The sequence below is a fragment of the Achromobacter sp. genome (assembly GCF_032102605.1).
Lineage (GTDB): Bacteria > Pseudomonadota > Gammaproteobacteria > Burkholderiales > Burkholderiaceae_B > Achromobacter.
In genome coordinates, this window is the sequence record NZ_DAMDGT010000001.1 from 764,346 (window position 1) to 783,238 (window position 18,893).

Annotated in this window: 19 protein-coding genes; 9 read left to right on the forward strand and 10 right to left on the reverse strand. The window is 65.7% G+C overall.

Going from position 1 to position 18,893, the window contains the following annotated elements:
* Nucleotides 1–34 precede the first annotated feature (34 nt).
* From RT614_RS03580 to RT614_RS03590, 3 genes are read right to left on the reverse strand one after another with little or no spacing between them, the layout of a single operon-like run.
* Nucleotides 35–799, reverse strand: coding sequence for an SDR family oxidoreductase (locus RT614_RS03580; protein ID WP_313620319.1), 765 nt, complete (start codon nucleotides 797–799; stop codon nucleotides 35–37).
* Nucleotides 800–854: 55 nt separating this feature from the next.
* Nucleotides 855–1,553, reverse strand: coding sequence for a fumarylacetoacetate hydrolase family protein (locus tag RT614_RS03585; RefSeq protein WP_313620320.1), 699 nt, complete (start codon nucleotides 1,551–1,553; stop codon nucleotides 855–857).
* A gap of 29 nt (nucleotides 1,554–1,582) precedes the next feature.
* Nucleotides 1,583–2,536 carry a 2-hydroxyacid dehydrogenase gene (locus RT614_RS03590; protein ID WP_313620322.1) on the reverse strand — a complete coding sequence of 318 codons (954 nt, stop codon included), beginning with the start codon at nucleotides 2,534–2,536 and terminating at the stop codon, nucleotides 1,583–1,585.
* Between the two features lie 131 nt (nucleotides 2,537–2,667).
* Here RT614_RS03590 and RT614_RS03595 point away from each other — a divergent pair, with 131 nt between their 5' ends.
* The 7 genes from RT614_RS03595 (at nucleotide 2,668) to RT614_RS03625 (ending at nucleotide 10,360) form a co-directional block, all read left to right on the forward strand.
* Nucleotides 2,668–3,810 carry a citrate synthase family protein gene (locus RT614_RS03595; protein WP_313620323.1) on the forward strand — a complete coding sequence of 381 codons (1,143 nt, stop codon included), beginning with the start codon at nucleotides 2,668–2,670 and terminating at the stop codon, nucleotides 3,808–3,810.
* Nucleotides 3,811–3,857: 47 nt separating this feature from the next.
* Nucleotides 3,858–4,409, forward strand: coding sequence for a sugar O-acetyltransferase (locus RT614_RS03600; RefSeq protein WP_313620325.1), 552 nt, complete (start codon nucleotides 3,858–3,860; stop codon nucleotides 4,407–4,409).
* Nucleotides 4,410–4,552: 143 nt separating this feature from the next.
* On the forward strand, nucleotides 4,553–4,957 hold the full coding sequence (locus RT614_RS03605) for a DUF2946 family protein (RefSeq protein ID WP_313620326.1): 405 nt from the start codon (nucleotides 4,553–4,555) through the stop codon (nucleotides 4,955–4,957).
* Between the two features lie 186 nt (nucleotides 4,958–5,143).
* Nucleotides 5,144–7,255 carry a TonB-dependent receptor gene (locus RT614_RS03610; protein WP_313620328.1) on the forward strand — a complete coding sequence of 704 codons (2,112 nt, stop codon included), beginning with the start codon at nucleotides 5,144–5,146 and terminating at the stop codon, nucleotides 7,253–7,255.
* A gap of 13 nt (nucleotides 7,256–7,268) precedes the next feature.
* Nucleotides 7,269–8,765, forward strand: coding sequence for a PepSY domain-containing protein (locus RT614_RS03615; RefSeq protein ID WP_313620330.1), 1,497 nt, complete (start codon nucleotides 7,269–7,271; stop codon nucleotides 8,763–8,765).
* A 420-nt stretch (nucleotides 8,766–9,185) separates the two neighbouring features.
* Nucleotides 9,186–9,932, forward strand: a complete 747-nt coding sequence (locus RT614_RS03620; protein WP_313620331.1) for a LysM domain-containing protein — start codon at nucleotides 9,186–9,188, stop codon at nucleotides 9,930–9,932.
* 47 nt (nucleotides 9,933–9,979) lie between these two features.
* Entirely contained in the window at nucleotides 9,980–10,360 is a 381-nt protein-coding gene (locus RT614_RS03625; RefSeq protein ID WP_313620332.1) for a lysozyme inhibitor LprI family protein, read from the forward strand.
* 43 nt (nucleotides 10,361–10,403) lie between these two features.
* Here RT614_RS03625 and RT614_RS03630 read toward each other — a convergent pair whose 3' ends face one another.
* The 5 genes from RT614_RS03630 to RT614_RS03650 form a co-directional block, all read right to left on the reverse strand.
* Nucleotides 10,404–10,934: a hypothetical protein gene (locus RT614_RS03630; protein ID WP_313620333.1), complete on the reverse strand. Its 531-nt coding sequence runs from the start codon at nucleotides 10,932–10,934 to the stop codon at nucleotides 10,404–10,406.
* Nucleotides 10,935–11,282: 348 nt separating this feature from the next.
* Nucleotides 11,283–12,026 (reverse strand): SDR family oxidoreductase, encoded by a 744-nt coding sequence (locus tag RT614_RS03635; RefSeq protein ID WP_313620334.1) that lies wholly within the window; start codon nucleotides 12,024–12,026, stop codon nucleotides 11,283–11,285.
* Entirely contained in the window at nucleotides 12,023–13,015 is a 993-nt protein-coding gene (locus tag RT614_RS03640; protein WP_313620336.1) for a tripartite tricarboxylate transporter substrate binding protein, read from the reverse strand. The genes RT614_RS03635 and RT614_RS03640 overlap by 4 nt, the downstream gene beginning before the upstream one ends.
* A gap of 17 nt (nucleotides 13,016–13,032) precedes the next feature.
* Nucleotides 13,033–13,929, reverse strand: coding sequence for a patatin-like phospholipase family protein (locus tag RT614_RS03645; protein ID WP_313620337.1), 897 nt, complete (start codon nucleotides 13,927–13,929; stop codon nucleotides 13,033–13,035).
* Entirely contained in the window at nucleotides 13,930–15,918 is a 1,989-nt protein-coding gene (locus RT614_RS03650; protein ID WP_313620339.1) for an NAD(P)/FAD-dependent oxidoreductase, read from the reverse strand.
* Between the two features lie 156 nt (nucleotides 15,919–16,074).
* Here RT614_RS03650 and RT614_RS03655 point away from each other — a divergent pair, with 156 nt between their 5' ends.
* On the forward strand, nucleotides 16,075–16,467 hold the full coding sequence (locus RT614_RS03655; RefSeq protein WP_313620341.1) for a helix-turn-helix domain-containing protein: 393 nt from the start codon (nucleotides 16,075–16,077) through the stop codon (nucleotides 16,465–16,467).
* On the forward strand, nucleotides 16,398–16,850 hold the full coding sequence (locus tag RT614_RS03660) for an IclR family transcriptional regulator C-terminal domain-containing protein (RefSeq protein WP_313620343.1): 453 nt from the start codon (nucleotides 16,398–16,400) through the stop codon (nucleotides 16,848–16,850). Before RT614_RS03655 ends, RT614_RS03660 begins: the two co-directional genes overlap by 70 nt.
* Nucleotides 16,851–16,862: 12 nt before the next feature.
* Here RT614_RS03660 and RT614_RS03665 read toward each other — a convergent pair whose 3' ends face one another.
* Together RT614_RS03665 and RT614_RS03670 are read right to left on the reverse strand one after the other, a co-directional pair.
* On the reverse strand, nucleotides 16,863–17,828 hold the full coding sequence (locus RT614_RS03665; RefSeq protein ID WP_313620345.1) for a tripartite tricarboxylate transporter substrate binding protein: 966 nt from the start codon (nucleotides 17,826–17,828) through the stop codon (nucleotides 16,863–16,865).
* A 33-nt stretch (nucleotides 17,829–17,861) separates the two neighbouring features.
* Entirely contained in the window at nucleotides 17,862–18,851 is a 990-nt protein-coding gene (locus RT614_RS03670; RefSeq protein ID WP_313620347.1) for a 2-dehydropantoate 2-reductase, read from the reverse strand.
* Between the last annotated feature and the right edge of the window lie 42 nt (nucleotides 18,852–18,893).

The following is an 18,893-nucleotide window of genomic DNA, read 5'->3' on the forward strand; positions in this document are numbered from 1 at the left end:
CGGGGGGTGTGCAGGCCCGGGGCGCGGGAAGGTGTTAACCGCGCCCGGCGAAGGGCATGGCGCTGGCCATGACGGTCATGGTCAGGACGTTCGCGTCCAGCGGCAGCGACGCCATGTGGCGCACGGCCTTTGCGACGTGGATGGCGTCCATCATGGGTTCGGGCGCGGTCGTGCCGTTGGCCTGCAGCACGCCGCGCGTCATGCGTTCGGACAGCTCGGTCAATGCGTTGCCGATGTCGATCTGGCCGGCCACGATGTTGAACGCGCGGCCGTCCAGCGCCAGCGACTTGGTCAGGCCGGTCACCGCGTGCTTGCTGGCGGTGTAGGGGGCGGTGTACGGGCGCGGCGTGTGCGCCGAGATCGACCCGTTGTTGATGATGCGGCCGCCTTGCGGCGACTGGCGGCGCATCAGGCCGAACGCAGCGCGGGCGCACAGGAACACGCCGGTCACGTTGGTGTTGATGGCGTTGAACCACTTGTCCAGCGGCAGCTCGTCCATCGGCACGGCGGGCGCATTGACGCCGGCGTTGTTGAACAGCAGGTCCAGCCGGCCGAAGCGGCTTTCGATGGTGTCGAACAGCGCCTGCACGCTTTCCGGGCTGGTGACGTCGGTGGGCACGGCCAGGGCGGTCTGGCCGCGCGAGGCGGCCTCGGCCTGCAGCGATTGCAGGGGATCGGAACGACGGCCAGCCAGCACGACGGTCCAACCGTCATTCAGCAGGGTGATGGCGGTGACGCGGCCCACGCCGCTGCCCGCGCCGGTGACCAATGCAATTTTCTCGTTGTTGCTGGTGTTCAAGACAGGACTCCTCGGATGGCGCAGTGATTGAAAAATTCGGGTTGCTAGGCGGCCTTCAGCCGGGGTGGGTGTTGGCGACCGTCATGGTGAGTTCGCCGATGCCCGCCACGCCCGCGCTGACGACGTCGCCGGGCGCAAGCGGGCCGACGCCCGCGGGCGTGCCGGTGTAGATCAGGTCGCCGGGCGCCAGGGCCACGGACCGCGACAGCATCGCCACCAGTTCGGCCACGGGCCACAGCAACCCGGACACGTCGGCTCGCTGGCGCTCGACGCCATTGACGCTGAGCCATATCGCGGCCTCTTGAGGGTGGCCGCAATTCGCGACGGGAACGATGGGCGTACAGGGCGCGGAATGGTCGAAGGCCTTGGCGGGTTCCCACGGGCCGCCCGCGCGCTTGGCCTGCTGTTGCAGGTCGCGCCGGGTCAGGTCCAGGCCGGCCGCATAGCCCCAGACGTATTGGGCCTCGACGTCGGCGGGCGCGATGTCGCTGCCGCCGCGTCCGATCGCCACGACCAGTTCAATTTCGTGGCAGAAGTCCGCGGTGTCGGCGGGATAGGGCAGCGCGCCTTCGGCTGGCCAGACGGCGCTGGCCGGCTTCATGAACCATGCAGGCATGTCGCGCGGCGGGGCTTCGTCTGGCGCCCATCGATAGTTGCGCCCGATGCAGAACACGCGGGCCACGGGAAACCGGGACGTGCTGCCGGCAATGGGCAGCGTGGTGGGTGCAAGGGCGGGAAAGGCTAGGTCCGTCATGGCAGTCATTTCGGAAAGGCACCTGCGGCTCAGGTCGTCAGGCTCATCGACGGGCGCTGGCCAGCCAGCGCCTGGGCGATGCTGTCCAGCACCATCTGTCCCATCGCGGCGCGGGTCTCCCAGGTGGCGCTGGCGCGGTGCGCCTGCAACGTCGTGCGGTCGGAGTGGCGCAGCGCCGCCGGCACGCGCGGCTCGTCGACGAACACGTCCAGCCCCGCGCCCGCGATGCGCCCGGCGACCAGCGCTTCGGTCAGGTCGGCCTCGTTGACCAGTCGGCCGCGCGCCACGTTCACCAGAAAGCCTTGCGGGCCCAGCGCGTCCAGCACGGCGGCGTCGATGATGCCTTCGGCCTTGTCCGCCGCCGCGCTGAGCACCAGGGCGTCCGACTCCCGCGCCAGGTCGATCAACGACGGCACGAACGCATGCGGGACGTCGTCCATGGCGCGAAGGTCGGTATAGCGTATCGGGCAGCCGAAGGCCGCAGCCCGGGTAGCGACGGCGCGGCCCACGCGGCCCATGCCGACAATGCCGACGCGCATCCCGCTGAAGCGGCGCGCCAGCGGGATGGCGCTGGGCGAGGGGAATTGTTCCCACAGTCCTTCGCGCACGAAGCGGTCGCCGGCGCAGAGGTTGCGGCAGGCGGCGATCAGCAGCCCGATCGCCAGGTCGGCCACATCTTCCGTCAACGCGCCCAGCGTTGCGGTGACCGGCAGGCCGCGTTCCCGGCAATACGGCAGATCCACCGCATCGGTGCCCACGCCGTTGACGGCCACCACCTTGACGCTGGGCAACTGCTCCAGCATCGCGCGGGAAATCCCCGTATGGCCGCCCGTGATGACGGCGTCGATCGTGGCGCCATGCTCGCGCAGCCACGCCGCCTGGTCGGAGATTTCGAAGAACTTGTGCACCTGGTACAGCGACGCGAGCTGGTCATTGACCGCCGGGATCAGGATGGGATTGAGTTGCAGGACCTGAGGCTTCATATCGGTTCGGCTCTGAAGTTGGGACCGAAGGGCGGCCCGCGTTGAAGATTGAGTCCATGGTATTTAATGATTGATTTGTAAGGCAATATTGATCTATAAAATCAACATATAAACATTGCTACAAGATGATCATGGCCTCCTGGATAACGATGGCTGAAGCCTGCAGCCGGCTTGGCGTGCGCCCGCAAACCGTTTACGCCTACGTCAGCCGCGGCAAGCTTGAAGTCATGGCCGATCCGGCCGACACGCGCCGCAGCCTTTATCGCGCCGAAGACGTCGCCGGACTGGCCAAGCGCAAGCAGGCCGGCCGCAAGCACGAAACCCTGGCCGCCAACACGCTGTTTGGGGCCGAGCCCAGCATTCCCACCGCCATCTCCACGTTTCACCGGCAGCGGCTGTATTACCGCGGGCAGGACGCCGTGACGCTGGCGGGTTCAGCCACCCTGGAAGATGCGGCGCAGTTGCTGTGGAACTCCGAGCAGGCGCCCGATTTCTCGTCCGTGGGGCGCGTGGCGTCTCCGGGGCGGGTGGCGGCGTTCACCACCCTGGCAGGGCTGGCCGCAACGGGGCATTCCACCCACGGCCGCATGACCCGCGTCCTGCATGGCGAATGCCAGAATCTGGTGGGCCAGTTGGCCAACGCCTTTGGCGCCCAGCACGGCAAGCGGCCGCTGCATCTGCGCTTCGCGCAACGCTGGAAGCTGTCGGACCAGGCGGCGGAACTGCTGCGCACCGCGATGGTGTTGCTGGTGGATCACGAGCTCACCAGCTCGGCTTTTGCCGCGCGCATCGCGGCGTCCACGGGGGCGTCGCTTCCGGCATGCCTGCTGTCGGGATTGACGACCTTGTCCGGCCCGTTGCACGGCGACGCTTCCGGCCGCGTGAAGGCCTTGTTCAACGAAGTTGAAAGGCAGGGCGAAGACCAGGTAATGGCGCACTACCTGTCCACGGGCATGCCGCTTGCCGGGTTCGGCCACCACTTGTATCCCGACGGCGATCCTCGCGCCGCCGCGCTGCTTGCGCTGTTCGAGCCTGCCGAGGTCATCACCCGCTTCATCGACAAGGCCACGCAGCTCACCGGCCTGCATCCGAACATCGATGTCGCGCTGGCCGCGCTGGCGGCGCATTGCAGGCTGCCGGATGACGCGGCATTCGGCCTGTTCGCCACGGCGCGCAGCATCGGGCTTCTGGCGCACAGCCTGGAACAGCTGAGCGTGGCGCAGGTGATCAGGCCGCGGGGCCGATACGTGGGCGTCATGCCCGAGGTCGCGTAACGGTTCCATTCGTGGTTATGCTTCGTCAAACCGACACGGAGATTGCGATGACACGAACGCAAAAGCAGAAGATGCTTGCCGGCGAGCTCTACACGGCCGTCGACCCCGAAATCCAGGCAGACCAGCTTGCCGCGGGCGTCTGGATGAAGCGGTACAACGCCACGCTGGACGAAGGGCCGGACCGCTGGCATGCGCTCTTGAAAGAACGGCTCGCGCGTGTCGGCGACGGCGCAATCATCCGCCCCCCGTTTCACTGCGACTACGGCTACAACGTATCGCTGGGCGACAACGTCTTCATCAATTTCAACTGCGTCATCCTGGACGTCGTGCAGGTCACCATCGGCGACGGCACGCAGATCGGCCCGGCGGTGCAGATCTACACCGCCGACCACCCCCACGATCCTGAACAGCGGCGCGCCGGGCTCGAATTCGGCCGTCCAATTCACATCGGCAGGCAGGTGTGGATAGGGGGCGGGGCAATCATCCTGCCCGGGGTCACGGTTGGAGACGACGCGATCATCGGCGCCGGCAGCGTGGTGACGCGCGACGTGCCCGCCGGCGCCAAAGTGGTGGGCAATCCGGCGCGCGTCAGGGGGTAGGGCGGCGCCGCTGCATTGATCTCGCCCGGCTGCAAAGCCGTGCTTGAGCGGCGCTGCAGGCAGCCCGCAAGGCCTGCGGCCGATTGCCGCACTGCCCAAAAAAATGCGGAGCAACCGCAAGACTCTGTAATAGAATCCGGCCCATGCCTAGCATCCGGGACTCTGCGAACAAGCCGCGCGGCCTGCCCTGGCGGATCCTGATCTGCCTGGCGTTGGCCATGTTCGTGCTTCGTGCCGCCATCCCGAATGGCTACATGGCCGCGCCTTCAACGACCTCGTTGATGCTGACGCTGTGCGAGGCCGGCGGGGCCATGAACATCTCGTTCGACCTGCCTGGCAAAAGCGAGTCCACCCACGCACCGTCCGACGCCTGCGCCTTCGGCGCGCTGGCGGGTCATGTCATCCTGCCCCAAGCGGGCCTGACGCCCGTGATGGTCGCGCAGGCGGCTTTCGCAGCGCCCCGTATTCCCGTCTATCACGCCGCGCCGGCATTGCCGCCGGTCGGTCCTCCCTTAGGCTCGCGCGCACCTCCTTCCCTGTACGCCTGATATGCCGTCAGCGCGCGCGTGACGCCGCGCACGGCAACGAAGGGAGGGAGCATCCGCCACGTCATCCCGATAGCGCCGGCGCGAGGCGAACCGCCTGCACGATTGTCCCCCCTTCGATTTCCGCTCTTCCATCGGCCAGGCGCCGGTGACAGGGCACGACAGGATATTTGAAGAAGAGGGGTCATCTTGGCCATCGTTCGATCGCAGACGTGCTTCGGCACGCTCCTGGCGCTGGCCGCATGCAATGCGGCCGCCCAATCCACTCCCGCCACGCTGGCGCCCATCACCGTGATGGGCGGCGCCGAAAAGGCGCTGACCACGCCCGCAAGCACCGGCTCCAACCTGGGCCTCACGCCGATGCAGACGCCGGCCAGCGTGGACGTCATCTCGCGCGAGCAGATCGAGGCGCGCGGCGACGCCAGCGTCGTCACCGCCATCACCCGCGCGCCCGGCTTCTCGGCCATGCCGCATCCCGGCAACGGCAACAGCGCGTTGTCGGTGCGCGGCTTCACCGACAGCACGTCGGTCATGCGCCTGTACGACGGACTGCGCCAGTACGGCGGCGTCGGCCTGACGTTTCCCTTCGACACCTGGTCGGTCGAGCGCATCGAAGTCCTGCGCGGGCCCGCGTCCGTCATCTATGGCGACGGCGCCATCGGCGGCGTGGTCAATGTGATCCCCAAGCGCCCGACGCAAGGGCCCATCGAAAACGAAATCCAGGCGACCATCGGCACGCAGGACACCGCCCGGCTGGGACTGGGCAGCGGCGGCTCGCTGAGCGACACGCTGTCGTATCGGCTGGACGTCAGCGGCAACTACACGGACGGATGGGTGGACAACGGCCAGGCCGGCGACGCGACGTTTTCGGGCGCGTTGCGGTGGGACGCCACGTCCGATCTGAACTTCACCCTCAGCTACGCATACGGTTATCAACGGCCGATGCGCTACTTCGGAACGCCGTTGATCGACGGCGCGCAGGATCCCGCCGTCCGCAAACAGAACTACAACGTCGGCGACAGCTTCATGCGCTTTCGCGACCAGTGGACGCAGCTGGATACGGTGTGGACGCCAAACGACGCGACCACGGTGCGCGCCCGCCTGTACCACGTGCAAAGCGACCGCGACTGGCGCAACGCCGAGCGCTACGTCTACAACCCGGCCACCAGCCTGATCGACCGCTCGGACAACACGCAGATCACGCACGACCAGTCCCAGACGGGCCTGACCACCAGCGCGGTGTTCAAGGGCACGCTGGCGGGCCTGGGCAACACCGTGTCGGTGGGTTTCGACGCCAACCACGCCAGCTTCGAGCACATCAACAACACGTACAGCGGCAGCTCCGGGCCGGTCGACCCCTATCACCCGGATCACGGCAAGTTCCAGAGCGACGCGCCGTTCGTGCCGCGCTATCGCAACAAGGCGGACCAGTTCGCGCTGTTCATGGAAGACAGGCTGGCGCTGACGGACAAATGGTCCGTCATCGGCGGGCTGCGCTACGACCACGCCAGAATCACGCGCGACGACCTGGTCACCAACCAGCGCGCGCTGTCGCAGACATACTCGGACATTGGCTGGCGCATCGGCACCGTCTACGACGTCACCCCCGACCTTGCCCTGTACGCCCAGTACGCCGAAGCCGCCGACCCCGTCAGCGGCCTGTTGATGATCAGCGCGGCAAACGCCCAGTTCGACATGTCCAAGGGCAAGCAGATCGAAGTCGGCCTGAAGCAAGCCTTCCTGGACAACCGCGGCGAATGGACGCTGGCGGCCTACCAGATCCGCAAGTCCAACCTTTTGTCGCGAGACCCCGCCGACCCCAGCCTGCGGGTCCAGGTGGGCGAGCAGTCCTCGCGCGGCATCGAGACGTCGCTGTCGCTGGCCTTCGCGCCCGGCTGGAAGATCGAAGCAAACGCCGCGATGCTGCGCGCCAGATTCGACGACTTCACCGAGTCGGCGGGCGGCGCCGCCGTGTCGCGCGCGGGCAATGTGCCGCCCAACGTGCCGCAACGCCTGGCGAACCTGTGGCTGAGCTGGAACTTCCAGCCGGGCTGGACCGCGATGGGCGGGATGACCTACGTCGGAAAGCGGTACGCCGACAACGCCAACACCCTCGAACTGCCGTCCTACACCACCACCGACCTGGCCCTGCGTTGGGACGTCAACAAAGACACCACGCTGACCGCGCGCGGCTACAACGTCTTCGACCGCGCCTACTACACCACGGCCTACTACACCAGCACGCAGTGGCTGTACGGCCCCAGCCGCCGCTTCGAGCTGACGCTCAACCACCGGTTCTGACGGAGACCGGCCCATGGATGTCCGGACGCGTTGCCGCAGACTGACCTACCTGGCTCACCGCTGGCTGGGCGTGGCGGGCTGCCTGCTGATGTTCCTGTGGTTCGTCAGCGGCGTCGTCATGCTCTATGTCGGGTACCCGAAGCTGACTCCGGCCGAGCGGCTGGCCAGCCTGCCGGTGCTGGTGCCGGACGCCTACCGCGTCCTGGACCCGGTGGCCTTTCCGCCCGGCCAGAGCCGGACCCTGACTTCGTTGCGGGGCGAGCCGAGCTACGTCGTGTCGACAGCAGCGGGGCCACGGGCGTACGCAACGCTGACCGGCGACGCGCAGGGGCCGGTCACACCCGCAATGGCGCTGGCCGCGGCCCACGCCTTCTGGCCGGACGCCAATCCGCGCTACGACGCGCTGATCCCGGAAGACCGGTGGACCCATTCGCGCGGCCTGGACCGCCATCGGCCGCTGCACAGAGTCCAGATGGACGGCGGACGCACGGGAACCCTGTACATCTCGTCGGCCAGCGGCGAAGTCGTGCTGGATGCGCCTGTGGTCCAGCAACGTTGGAACTACGTCGGTGCATGGCTGCACTGGCTCTACATCGTCCGGGACCGTTCCGTGGACCCCGTCTGGTCCTGGATCGTCATCATCCTGTCGGGTGTCTGCACCGTCCTGGCCGTCAGCGGCGTGCTGGTGGGCGTGTGGCGCTGGCGCTTTCGCGGCCGATACAAGTCCGGCGCCCGCACGCCGTACCGGGAGTCCTGGATGCGCTGGCACCACATCGCCGGCTTGCTGTTCAGCGCCTTCGTCTGCACGTGGATCTTCAGCGGACTCATGTCCATGAATCCGGCGGGGATCTTCTCGGGGGATGGTCCCGGTCCGGATCGAAAAGCCATGGCTGGGCTGGCGCACGCGGATCATCTTTCGGATCCACGGCCGGTGTTGCAGGCTTTGCACGAAGCGGGTTTCCTGCCGGTCGAGCTGGAGTGGGGCGCGATGAGCGGCGAACGTTACGTGCTGGCGCGCGACGCGAACGCCGATAGCCGCATCGTGCGCCTGGGGGATTCCGGGCTGACTTTAGAACGCGCTTGGAGCCCGGACACCGTCCAGCAGGCGGCCCGCGCGCTGTTCCCGGGCGCGGCAGTCCACGCGCAGGTGATCGAACAATACGACGCCTACTACTACGCCCGGCACGCCGAAGCCATGAACGGCGGCGCACCACGCGGCCTGCCGGCCTTGCGGCTGGACTTCGACACGCCGGCGCAAGACCGCGTCTACATCGACCTGCGGACGGGGCAGGTGAGCCTGAGTCTGACGCACGCGCAACGGGTCAGCCGCTGGCTCTTTTACTTCCTGCATAGCTGGGACACGCCGTCTCTGTTGCGGGCTGGTGTTGGGAGAGACTTGGCGATCATTCTGCTGAGCGTGGGTGGGCTGCTGCTGTCGGCTACCGGAATCGTTTTGTCTGCAAGGCGGCTGGGGTGGCAGAGGGTGAAGCCGCGTTCGGGCGGACTTTGATGGCGCTGGTTCGGGGTGATTCGTTTCCGCACGCTTCACCGAATTGTGATTGGTGTGAGAATTTCGCAGGTATTCGGCCTTCGGCGCGTTGAGATGAAGCTGCACCAGCCCCCATCCCGCAGCCGAATACCGATACGCGGCGCCGCAGCAGCGTTCGGGGTCGAGTTCAATGCGCGTGGGCGTGAACGCCGGGGCCGCGTCAAGCACATACAACTGCAGATAAATGGTGTCCCACCGTCAGATCCCGCCTGGTTCAAATACTTGATCGCATTTCGGCCCGCCTCAATTTCAGACGGCTCCGATGGCGCCGTCCTGCCAACGGCTCAACACTCTTGTTCGAATTTCCGATCCCGTTGCATGTAGAAGAGTTGCGGATCGGATTCCCCTCGTAGCGACGGGGATCAACCTACAAGGAAGACAATGGCCGACCAATCTTTGACTGATACCAATTTCCAAAAATGGCGGGACGGCTTGACGCGTGCGGTGACCAACCCCAAATGGAATGGTTGGGACTGCGAAATCCAGATGGCAGTCAACGAGTACAACAGGCATTTGTCGGGCAAGGCCGGCTATGTTTCCTTGGACTGGAAAATGATCAAGGCAATGGTTTGGGTCGAAACCGGCGCCAATCATTCGGAATGGAAAGTCAAACCCCTGCAAATTGGCGTGATGGGCGATCCGGGGCTGCATGCGCTGCTGTCGAGCAAAGAAGGCGGGGATCTGATTCTTCTTCCGGAATGGAAGGAACGCATGACGATCAGTTCAGTCCGCACGAATCCATCGCACAATATCCGCGCGGGGATCGGCTATCTGCTCATGCGTATGGCGAACTTCAAGTATGTGAGCGTAGTGGCCGGGGATGGGAAAATTCACGAAATCAAGGTCAAGCCGGGTGACAGCCTTGCGAAGATCGCGAGCGCGCAGCAAAGCACGCTCGAGGTCATGCAAAAGCTAAACCCAACCGCCGTTGTTCTCCGTCCAGGGCAATCCGTGAAAGTTCAAAAGGCTCACATCAAGCAGGTCATTACAAGCTGGCGTGCGGTGACCGTAATGTCCGTCGCGGTTCAATACAACTCCATGCGCCGGGACAAGAATTATGGAAGGAAACTGAGCCACGCCTATGACCTGGTCGGCCAGGGCTTGGGGGTGTCATCATGCGCCTACTGATGCATTTGGCGTGTTGGTTGTGCGCGTGGGCGCCGTTGACCTCTGCAGTGGCCGCCGACAGCGAACTGACGGAACAGCAGCTTTACGAGCTCTGCTCCTGGGATTCCCAGGCTGGCATGCGGAACTGCCTCGCGGACAAGGCCGAGGATAGCGTAAAGGCGCTTGCGACCGCGCAGAAGGAGGCTGCCGAAGCCTTGGGTAAATGGGACGAGGACCGGAAGTACGTCGACCATGCGAGGGCGCGGCTCGCTGCTTCGAACAAGGCATTTCAGAGTTACCGCTCGGCGCAATGCGAGTATTCCGCTTCGCTGAGCGGCGGTGCGGCGGGCAATGCGCACGAGATGGGGAAACTCGCCTGCCAGGCGGAGCTCAATCAGCGCAGGGCCAGACAGCTGCGCGACGGCGTGGCGGATTTGCCGTCGAAATAACGTGGGTGCACGCGGCTTGCGTAGGTGCCTGGCGCGCGCGGCTTTACTTCTTTATCTGAAGCACATCCTTGCCCGGCGTGTAGGGTGACAGGGAAACGCCTTGCTCCCAAAGCTGGCTGGCGCCGGGCAATACCGGACGGCTGCCCAGCTTGCCGACGCTCTGTTTTCGGATCTGCCGATTCAGGCGTGACGAAAACGCAATGATCCGCTCAAAATCCCAGGCGTCGGGTCCAGCCTCCAGCCCCACCACCGGCGCCCAGGTTTCCGCACGCTTCAGCGAATTGTGATTGGTGTGCGAATTTCCCAGATATTCGGCCTTCGGCGCGTTGAGATGAAGCTGCACCAGCCCCCATCCCGCAGCCGAATACCGAAACGTGGCGCCGCCGCAGCGGTCGGGGTCTAGTTCAATGCGCGTGGGTGTGAACGCGGGGCCCGCGTCGAGAACATACAACTGCAGATAAACGGTGTCCCAGGGCTTACCGTTGGGATACGTGCGCTCGAACTGGCTCAGCACCTCGTCTGCGGAATGGAATTGCCGCAACGGGCGTTCGAAATCCGAATAGCTTTCGTACACGTGGCAGGCAGCGTCCGTGAACAGCCAGTCCAGCAGGGACGCGTGGTCTTGGGGCGTGGCGTAGAAATCGCAGTTCGGCATTCGGGGATGGGGAGGCGTGGGGGCGAAGGGCGGCTAATCAAGGGTGACCGTTCGCGCGGAAGGGCGTCAGTGTGCCACTGAATTCATCGCATGCGCGTGGAAACCTGGAGGACATCAGCGTGCGCGGGTTTGCGCCCGAGCCTCGACTAGCGCTTAACTAGCCAACGGGTGAGAAAGCCTTGATCTCACATATAAGAAGGGCAGAAAGAAGGGCAGACCGCCTTTGCGATCCGCCCTTCCTCTGATGGCCCTACCTGTACGCCAAAGCTAGATGTGGGTCAGTCCCACGGTCATGCCGCCGCAGGCGTAGATGACCTGCCCGGTGATGAAGCCGGCCATGGGATGCGCGAAGCAGGCCACGGCGTGCGCGATCTCTTCCGGGGCGCCGAGCCTGCCGACGGGGATGGTCTGCATGATCTTGCGGGTTTGCGGACTGTCGTCTGGGTTGGCGGCCCGAAACATCTCGGTGGCGACGGGACCGGGGCCGACGCAGTTGACGGTGATGCCGCAAGGCGCCAGCTCAAGCGCCCAGGTCCGAGTCATGCCGATGAGCGCGGCCTTGGACGCGGTGTATGCGGAGCGCAGCTCCTTGCCCAGCGCGGACCGGCTGCTGATGTTGACGATGCGGCCGTAACCGCGCCGCTTCATCGCCGGCAGCACCGCCTGTGTGCAGAGCAGTGCGGCGGCAACGTTCAGGTCCACGCTGGTCTGCAGGTCGGCCAGCGACAGGGTGTCCACGGGCGCCAATTTCACGATGGCGACGTTGTTGACGAGCACCGCCGGATCGGGGATATCGCCCAAGATCGCCAGAGCGACGTCGCGGGAGGCGGGGTCCAGCAGGTCGGCCTGGATGTAGCGTTCTCCGGGAAGCAGGTTCTTCGGGGGCACGCGATCGACCGTGACGATGCACTGCATGCCGTCTGCGGCCAGACGGATGGCGGTCGCCCGGCCGATGCCATGGCTTCCCCCGGTGATGACCGCGGTGCCGCCGACGTGAGCGGAGGATGTCATCGGCTGATCCCCGTTTCGGTGGCGCGGGTTGTCCAGCGCGTCGCTTCCGATTTCAGGAAGGCTAGGTACTGGTCCCGCGTGCCGCCGACCGGTTCCGCGCCCAGGTCGCGCATGCGGGCTTGTACGGAAGCCTGTTGCAGGGATTTCTGCATTGCGGCGGCTAGCCTGTCCTGCACCGGTTCCGGGGTGCCAGCGGGTACGAACAGCCCGAGCCAGACGGGGATTTCATAGCCGGGGAAGCCGCCTTCGGCCAGTGTGGGGATCTCCGGCAGCAGCGTGGAGCGCTGGGCGCTCAGCACGCTGATCATGCGCACCTTCCCCGCCTTGATCTGTGGCGCGGCCACGGTCAGCGACATAACGGCCACGTCCAGCCGGCCGGCCATCAGGTCGCCCATGGCCTGGCTCTCTCCCTGGTACGGGATGTGGTTCATGCTCAGGCCCTGGCGTTTGGTGAAGTACTCCATGCTGACGTGCAGCGGGCCGCCCACGCCGGTGGTCATGTAGCTCAGTTGGCCGGGCTGCTGCTTCGCCGTGGCGACAAGGTCGGCTGCGGTCTTGAGGGGGCTGTCAGCACGGACTACCCAGCCATAGTCGTTGTTGGTGATCTGGCCGATGGCGGCGAGGTCCTTGGCCGGCTTGTATGGCAGGCTGGGGTCCAGCTCAGGCACCACCATGATCGGGCCCACGCCACCCACCAGCACGGTGTAACCGTCGGGCGCGGCCTTGGCCACCTGCGCCGCGCCCAGGGTGCCGGCCGCGCCGGGCTTGTTCTCGACGATGACGGTCTGTCCCAGATCTTTGGCCATGGCTTCGCCGACCGTCCGCGCCGTGACGTCGGTGGACCCGCCCGCGGAGAAAGGCACGATGAATTTGATGGGCCGGTCCGGATAGCCCTGGGCGGTTGCGGTCAGCGATAGCGCGCACGCGGCAAGGCCTGCGGCAAACGCGATGCGCAGCGCGCGGGCAGGATGTTTCGTCTTGGTGGACATGATGTCTCCTCTTGGAATTATTGGGGGGGAACAGCGGGTGCGGAAGGACGACTCCAGATGTTGCGCACGGCCTGCGCTAGCGACTCGGCCTGCCGGTAACCGGCATCGGCGCTTCGCGCCCGCCCGGTAGGGTCGAGGACGTTGTCGCCAATGGCCGCCGCGCTGGCGACATCGGGCAGGAGCGCGAGGACCTGGCTGCCGGCAGCCTCCAGTTCCCGCAATTCGCGGCGCAGATGGCCGCTCACGGGGTTGTCGTCGCGGTAGCCCAGCGGCGCCAGGACGATGACCTGTCGGAAGCCGGCGGCCATGTCGGCATTGGTCATGGAGCGGATGCCGCCATCCATGTAAGACGCTCCGCCGATGGGCACGGCGGGCCAGGCGCCCGGCACCGCGCAACTGGCGGCGATGGCGTCGACGAAATCAACGCCATCGCGTGCCTCGAAGCTGCGCCCCTCTCCGGTGCTTGCGTCCACGGCCACCACACGGAATGGCCGCAGCGGCCAGTTTGCGCCGGACAGCCTGGCGGCGATGATGGCGCGCCGCTCGGCCAGCGTGGGCGTGGCGCTGCGTCGCGCGTAGGCGCCTATGCGTTGGCGGGCCTGCGCCAGATCGCCGCCGGTCTTGTCGTAGAGCGCGCGGTTCTTGTCATCGGCGTCTCGCTGCGAGTAAGGGCGGAACTGCTCGCGTGCCGCCGCCTCGGCGTCCAGCTGCACGGCCAGCAGGTGCGCGGGCGGCACGCCCCGCGCGAGTTGGGCGCCAGCCACGGAGCCGGCGGAGCAGCCGATGATCATGTCCGCGTCGGCCAGATCAATGCCCTGGCGGGCGAGGCCGGCCAGCAGCCCGATCTCCCAAGCCAGGCCGGTCACGCCGCCGCAGCCCAGGACCAGGCAGCGTCCGTCGCCAGTGCCGGCCATTCAGGCAATCTCCTTATCGGAGGACGCTGGCGCCGGGATCGCCACCGCGCTGCGGTACCGATAGTCATCCATGTCGGTCTTGCGCAGCATGTGCCAGTAGTCGTCATTGCGGAAGGGCGTGGGCGCCACGACTTTCCCGTGTGCATTGCGATACCAGTTGCTCATTCCCTTGTGTGTCCAGATCATGCGGTCGTGCGCGGCCTGGACACGGGCGTTATAGACATCGTGCCGGTCCTTGCGAACCTCGAGCTCGAAGCGGCCGCCGGCGCGCACCATCCCTTGCTGCAGCAGGCCCATGACGTAGCGCACCTGCGTTTCCAGCAGCGCGACGACGCTGCCGCCATGGCCCAGCGCCGTGTTGGGGCCAGCCAGGATGAACATGTTTGGAAAACCCGGCGCGGCCACGCCCATGAAGGCCTCGGCGCCTTTTTCGTCCCAGGCCTCGCGGATGGAGCGTCCACCTCGGCCGTACAGCTTGAACGAGGACAGCAGGTTGATCGCATCGAAACCCGTCGCCACGACCAGCACATCCAGCTCGTGGGCCTTGCCGTCGTCGCTGACGACGGCATTGGGGGTAACGCGCTCGATGCCGCCCGTGACCAGTTTGACGTGGTCGCGCGCCATGGTGCGGAACCAGCCGTTGTCCATCAGCATGCGTTTGCCGAAAGGGGGGTAGTCGGGCAGGAGGTCGGGCAGCAGGTCCTGGCGTTCGCCAATCTCTGCCTGGATATAGCTGGTGAAATGCTCGCGGTGGCGGTCGTTGATCTTGTTGATCGAGCGCTCCGGATGCGGCCAGGCCGGGTCGATCTGCAGCGTCGCGTGAACCCGGTCGTTGAAGATCCAGGCCAGTCGTTGCCGGTACCACTCCTGGTAGTAGGGCACTTCACGCAGCAGGAATCGCACGTCTTGCGGGACCGGCTTCTGGAACTTTTCGAAGGGTGCGGCCCATTGCTTGGAGCGCTGGAAGACGGTCAGCGATTTGACCTGGTCAGCGATCGCCGGAACGACCTGCATGGAGCTCGCGCCATTGCCGATGATGCCGACGTTCTTGCCGCGCAAGTCGATGTCCTGTGGCCAGTGGGCCGTGTGGAAGCACGGACCTTCGAACGACTCCAGGCCAGGAATCGCGGGCAGCTTGGGAACGTTCAACAGGCCCACGGCGCTGATCAGGATGTCGGCAACGTAGTCCTGTTCGCGGCCGTCGTCGTTGACGGTGTGCACGTGCCAACACAAGTGCTCCTCATCATAGCGGGCGGTCTCGACCCGCGTGTTGAAGCGGATATTGGGCCGTACGTTGAATTGGTCGGCCACGCCTTCGAAGTATCCCTGGATCTCGCCCTGCAGCGCGAAGTAGCGCGACCAGTCGTGCTTGGCGAAGGAGTACGAGTAGATATGGTTGGGCGTGTCGACGCCGCAGCCCGGGTAGCGGTTTTCGTACCAGGTGCCGCCCACTTCGGCGTTCTTCTCGATCACAACGTAAGGGATGCCGGCGCCCTGCAGGCGGATGGCGGCGCACAGGCCCGCCACGCCCGCGCCGATGACCAGCACACGGTAGCCCTCGGGAACGGGAAAGGTGTCGCGCTGCTCCAGGGCGAAGTCGGCGTCCAGGCCAAGCCAGGCGGCGATCATCGGGCCATACGAATCGGGGATGTCTTCGCCGACGCTGGTGCGCAACATCTCGACGAGCTGTGCGTGGTTGGGGGCGGGAAGGGCCGGCGCCTCGCCCTGGCGCGCGCGGACGATAGCGGCGAAGGCGGCTGCGCGGACCTCGTCCTGTGCCTCCTCTGACAGGCCGCCAGGATCGTTGTCCTCCAGGCCGCGGATACGCGAGCAATGAAAGCGCTCGGACAGCCAATCACTGTCCCCGGTCAGGTGGACCAGCACCATCAGCAGGGTGGGGATGTTGGCGCTCGCCAGCGAGCGCTTGAGCTCGGCCTCCCAAGCGTCGTCGCTAAGCGGGAAATCGGAGGCCAGGGTATCGCGTTGCATGTCTCGGGTCCTTCTAAGGAAAGGCTTGGGGAATATGGCTGGCGCGGATGCGCGTCGACAACGTCAGGCCATGATTTCATCTGGAATATTCATAGAGCAAACAAAAAACTTTTAAACATTTAATATGTGAACATCCAGGCTGAGGCGGTAGGAATCATGGGTACGGAAACGCAAACCAAGGGCGCGCAAACGGTCTTTCGAGCGGTGGGTTTGCTCAAGCAGATCGCCGAGCATCACCCGGCGGGAATCGCGCTTGGCGCCTTGGCGCAGACGGCGGAACTCGACCGCGCAACTGCCTACCGCCTGGCCTCGAGTCTGGTGGAGTCGGGGCTTGTGGAGCGAGATCCGCACAAGGTCTACCGGCTGGGTTTGGGCGCGATGCAGCTGGGGCTGGCGGCCATGAAGGGCGCTCCCATCCTGGAACGCTGCCGCCCCTTCATGCAGCGCCTGGCGCGCCGCACCGAGGACACGGCTTCCTGGTGGTGCGCAACGGCGACTATGGCCATTGCCTGTTGTCCGAAGAAGGCACGTTTCCGGTCAAGGCGCTAGTCCTGCAAGTCGGCGGCATGCGGGTGCTCGGCATCGGCTCGGCCGGCATGACGCTGTTGTCCTTGTCGTCCGATGAGGAGATCGAAGCGCTGTATGCGCGCCACCGCGACGAGTTCAAGCCCAAGGGGCCGACACTGGCGCAGGTGCGGCGCCTGGTAACGCAGACCCGCAAGCTGGGGTATGCAAGCACGGATAACCTCGTCACGGAGGGAGTGAGCGGCGTGGGCATGAGCTTCCAGATCACGCCGGGAAACCATGCGGCCGTCAGCGTCGCCGCGATCAACAGCCGCATGCAGGGCGACCGTAAGGTGCAGATAGCGGAGTTGATCGCCGAGGAATTGCGCGCCGAGGGGTTTGAACCGCGGTTCAAACCCGCCCGGTGAACCTGACCAGGCTTACTCCGCCGTCGCGCCCGACTTCTGGATCAGCTCGGCCCATTTGGCGCTGTCGCTGACGATGAAGGCGCCGAACTCGGCGGGCTTGCTGAACTGCCCGTCCAGGCCCATCTTCTTGAACTGCTCCTGGATATCGGGGGAGCTCTTCATCTTCTGCAGCGACGCCTGCAAGCGTTCCACGACCGCGGGCGGTGTGCCGGCGGGGGCGACGATGCCCAACCACGGCATGGCGTCATAGCCCGGCAGGCCCGACTCTTCCACCGTGGGCAGGTTGGGCAGCACCGAGGAGCGGGTCTTGGTGGTGACGGCCAGCGGGCGCACCTTGCCGCCGTCGATGAAGGGCTGGGCGGCCGCGATGTCCACGAACAGCAGGTCCACTTCGCCGCTGGCCAGGGAGGTCAGCGCGGGCACGCTGCCCTTGTATGGGATGTGCGTCATCATCAGGCCGGTGAGCGCGGCGAAGAGCTCTCCTTCCAGATGGTTGGAGGTGCCGTTGCCCGAGGACGCGAAGGTCGAGGGCTTGTTTTCCTTCTTGAACGTGGCGATCAGGTCCTTGACGTTGGTGGCTTGCACCTGGTTGCCGGTAACCAGAATGTGCGGCACGCTGGCAATCAGCGATACGGGCTGGAAATCCTTAACCGGGTCATAGTTCGCCGTGGTCTTGTAGAGGCTGGGCGCGATCCCCAACGAGGAAGCGGCCATCAGCAGGGTGTAGCCGTCCGCGGGGGACTTGGCGACGTAGGCGGACGCGATCATGGTGCCGGCGCCAGGCTTGTTCAGCACCACCACTGGCTGGCCCAGGTCGCCCTGTAGCTTGGCGGCGATCTGGCGGGTCATGACGTCGGTGACACCGCCGGGCGTAAACGGAACCACGATATTGATCGGCTTGGAAGGATAGTCCTGCGCATAGGCGGCGGAGCCGGCGCAGAGAAGGGTGGCGGCCAGGCTGTGTGATAGCCATTTCATGTGTTGTCTCCTGATATGTTTTGATTGTGGGGGTCAAGAGGAACCAACCAGGTTCCGATGCCGGATCAGGCCCCAAACCATGCTGGCGTAGGGCATGTCCCGATCTAGTTTTTCAGCGATTTCCACCATGGAGCCAATCAAGGCATCGACCTCCAGGGGCTTTCCTTTCAGCGCATCCTGGAGCATCGATGTCTTGGCGGAGCCTGCGCTCGCGGCGGCCTGCATGCGCTGTTCGACGCTTACGTCCAGGTCAAGACCCAGCTTCTTTCCGAGCGACAGGTATTCCTGGAGCATGGCGCGGGCCAGCCGGCCCAGGTAAGGGTCTTCCACCAGCGCATCCATGCCGGCGTTGGCCAGCACGCTCAGCGGGTTGAACGTGGCATTGCCCACGGCCTTCATCCAGACGGCCTCGTGGATGCGCGGGCTGACGTCGCATTGCAGGCCGCCGTCTCTCAGCAGTCCGGCCAGACGATTGGCGCGGACGGAGAGCGTACCGTCCGGTTCGCCGATGGCGAGGTTGTTGCGGGCGTCCTGCGTGGCGACGCCGGCGGCGGATGTGTGCGCTGCAACGTAGACCACCGCGCCAAGCACGCGGTCCAGCGGCAGTGTGCGTTGCAGCACGCCCTGCGGGTCGACTGAGCGCAGCATTACGCCGCCCAGTGGCGTGTCCCGCGTGGGCAGATACCACCAGGGGATGCCGTTCATGGCGGGGACAATCGTGCCGCCCTCGGCAAGCATGGGCACCAGACCCGGGGCGATGCCGGCCAGCGCCTGCTGCTTGACAGTCAGGAACAGGTAGTCGACGCCGCGTATCTGGGCGGGATCGTCCGTGGCGTGCACGGGATAGCGATGGGTGGTTCCGTCCGTTTCCAGGCCCACGCCGTGTTGCCGCAGGGCAGACAGGGTCTGGCCGCGCGCCACCATGGATACCTCGCAGCTCGCCTTGGCCAGGCGCGCCGCGAGCAGGCAGCCGATAGCCCCCGCACCGTATACCGCAATGCGGCATTGATGAGATTTTTCCATTGCCATGCTACGAAAATGCGCCGCTATATGCCGGCGCGGTTG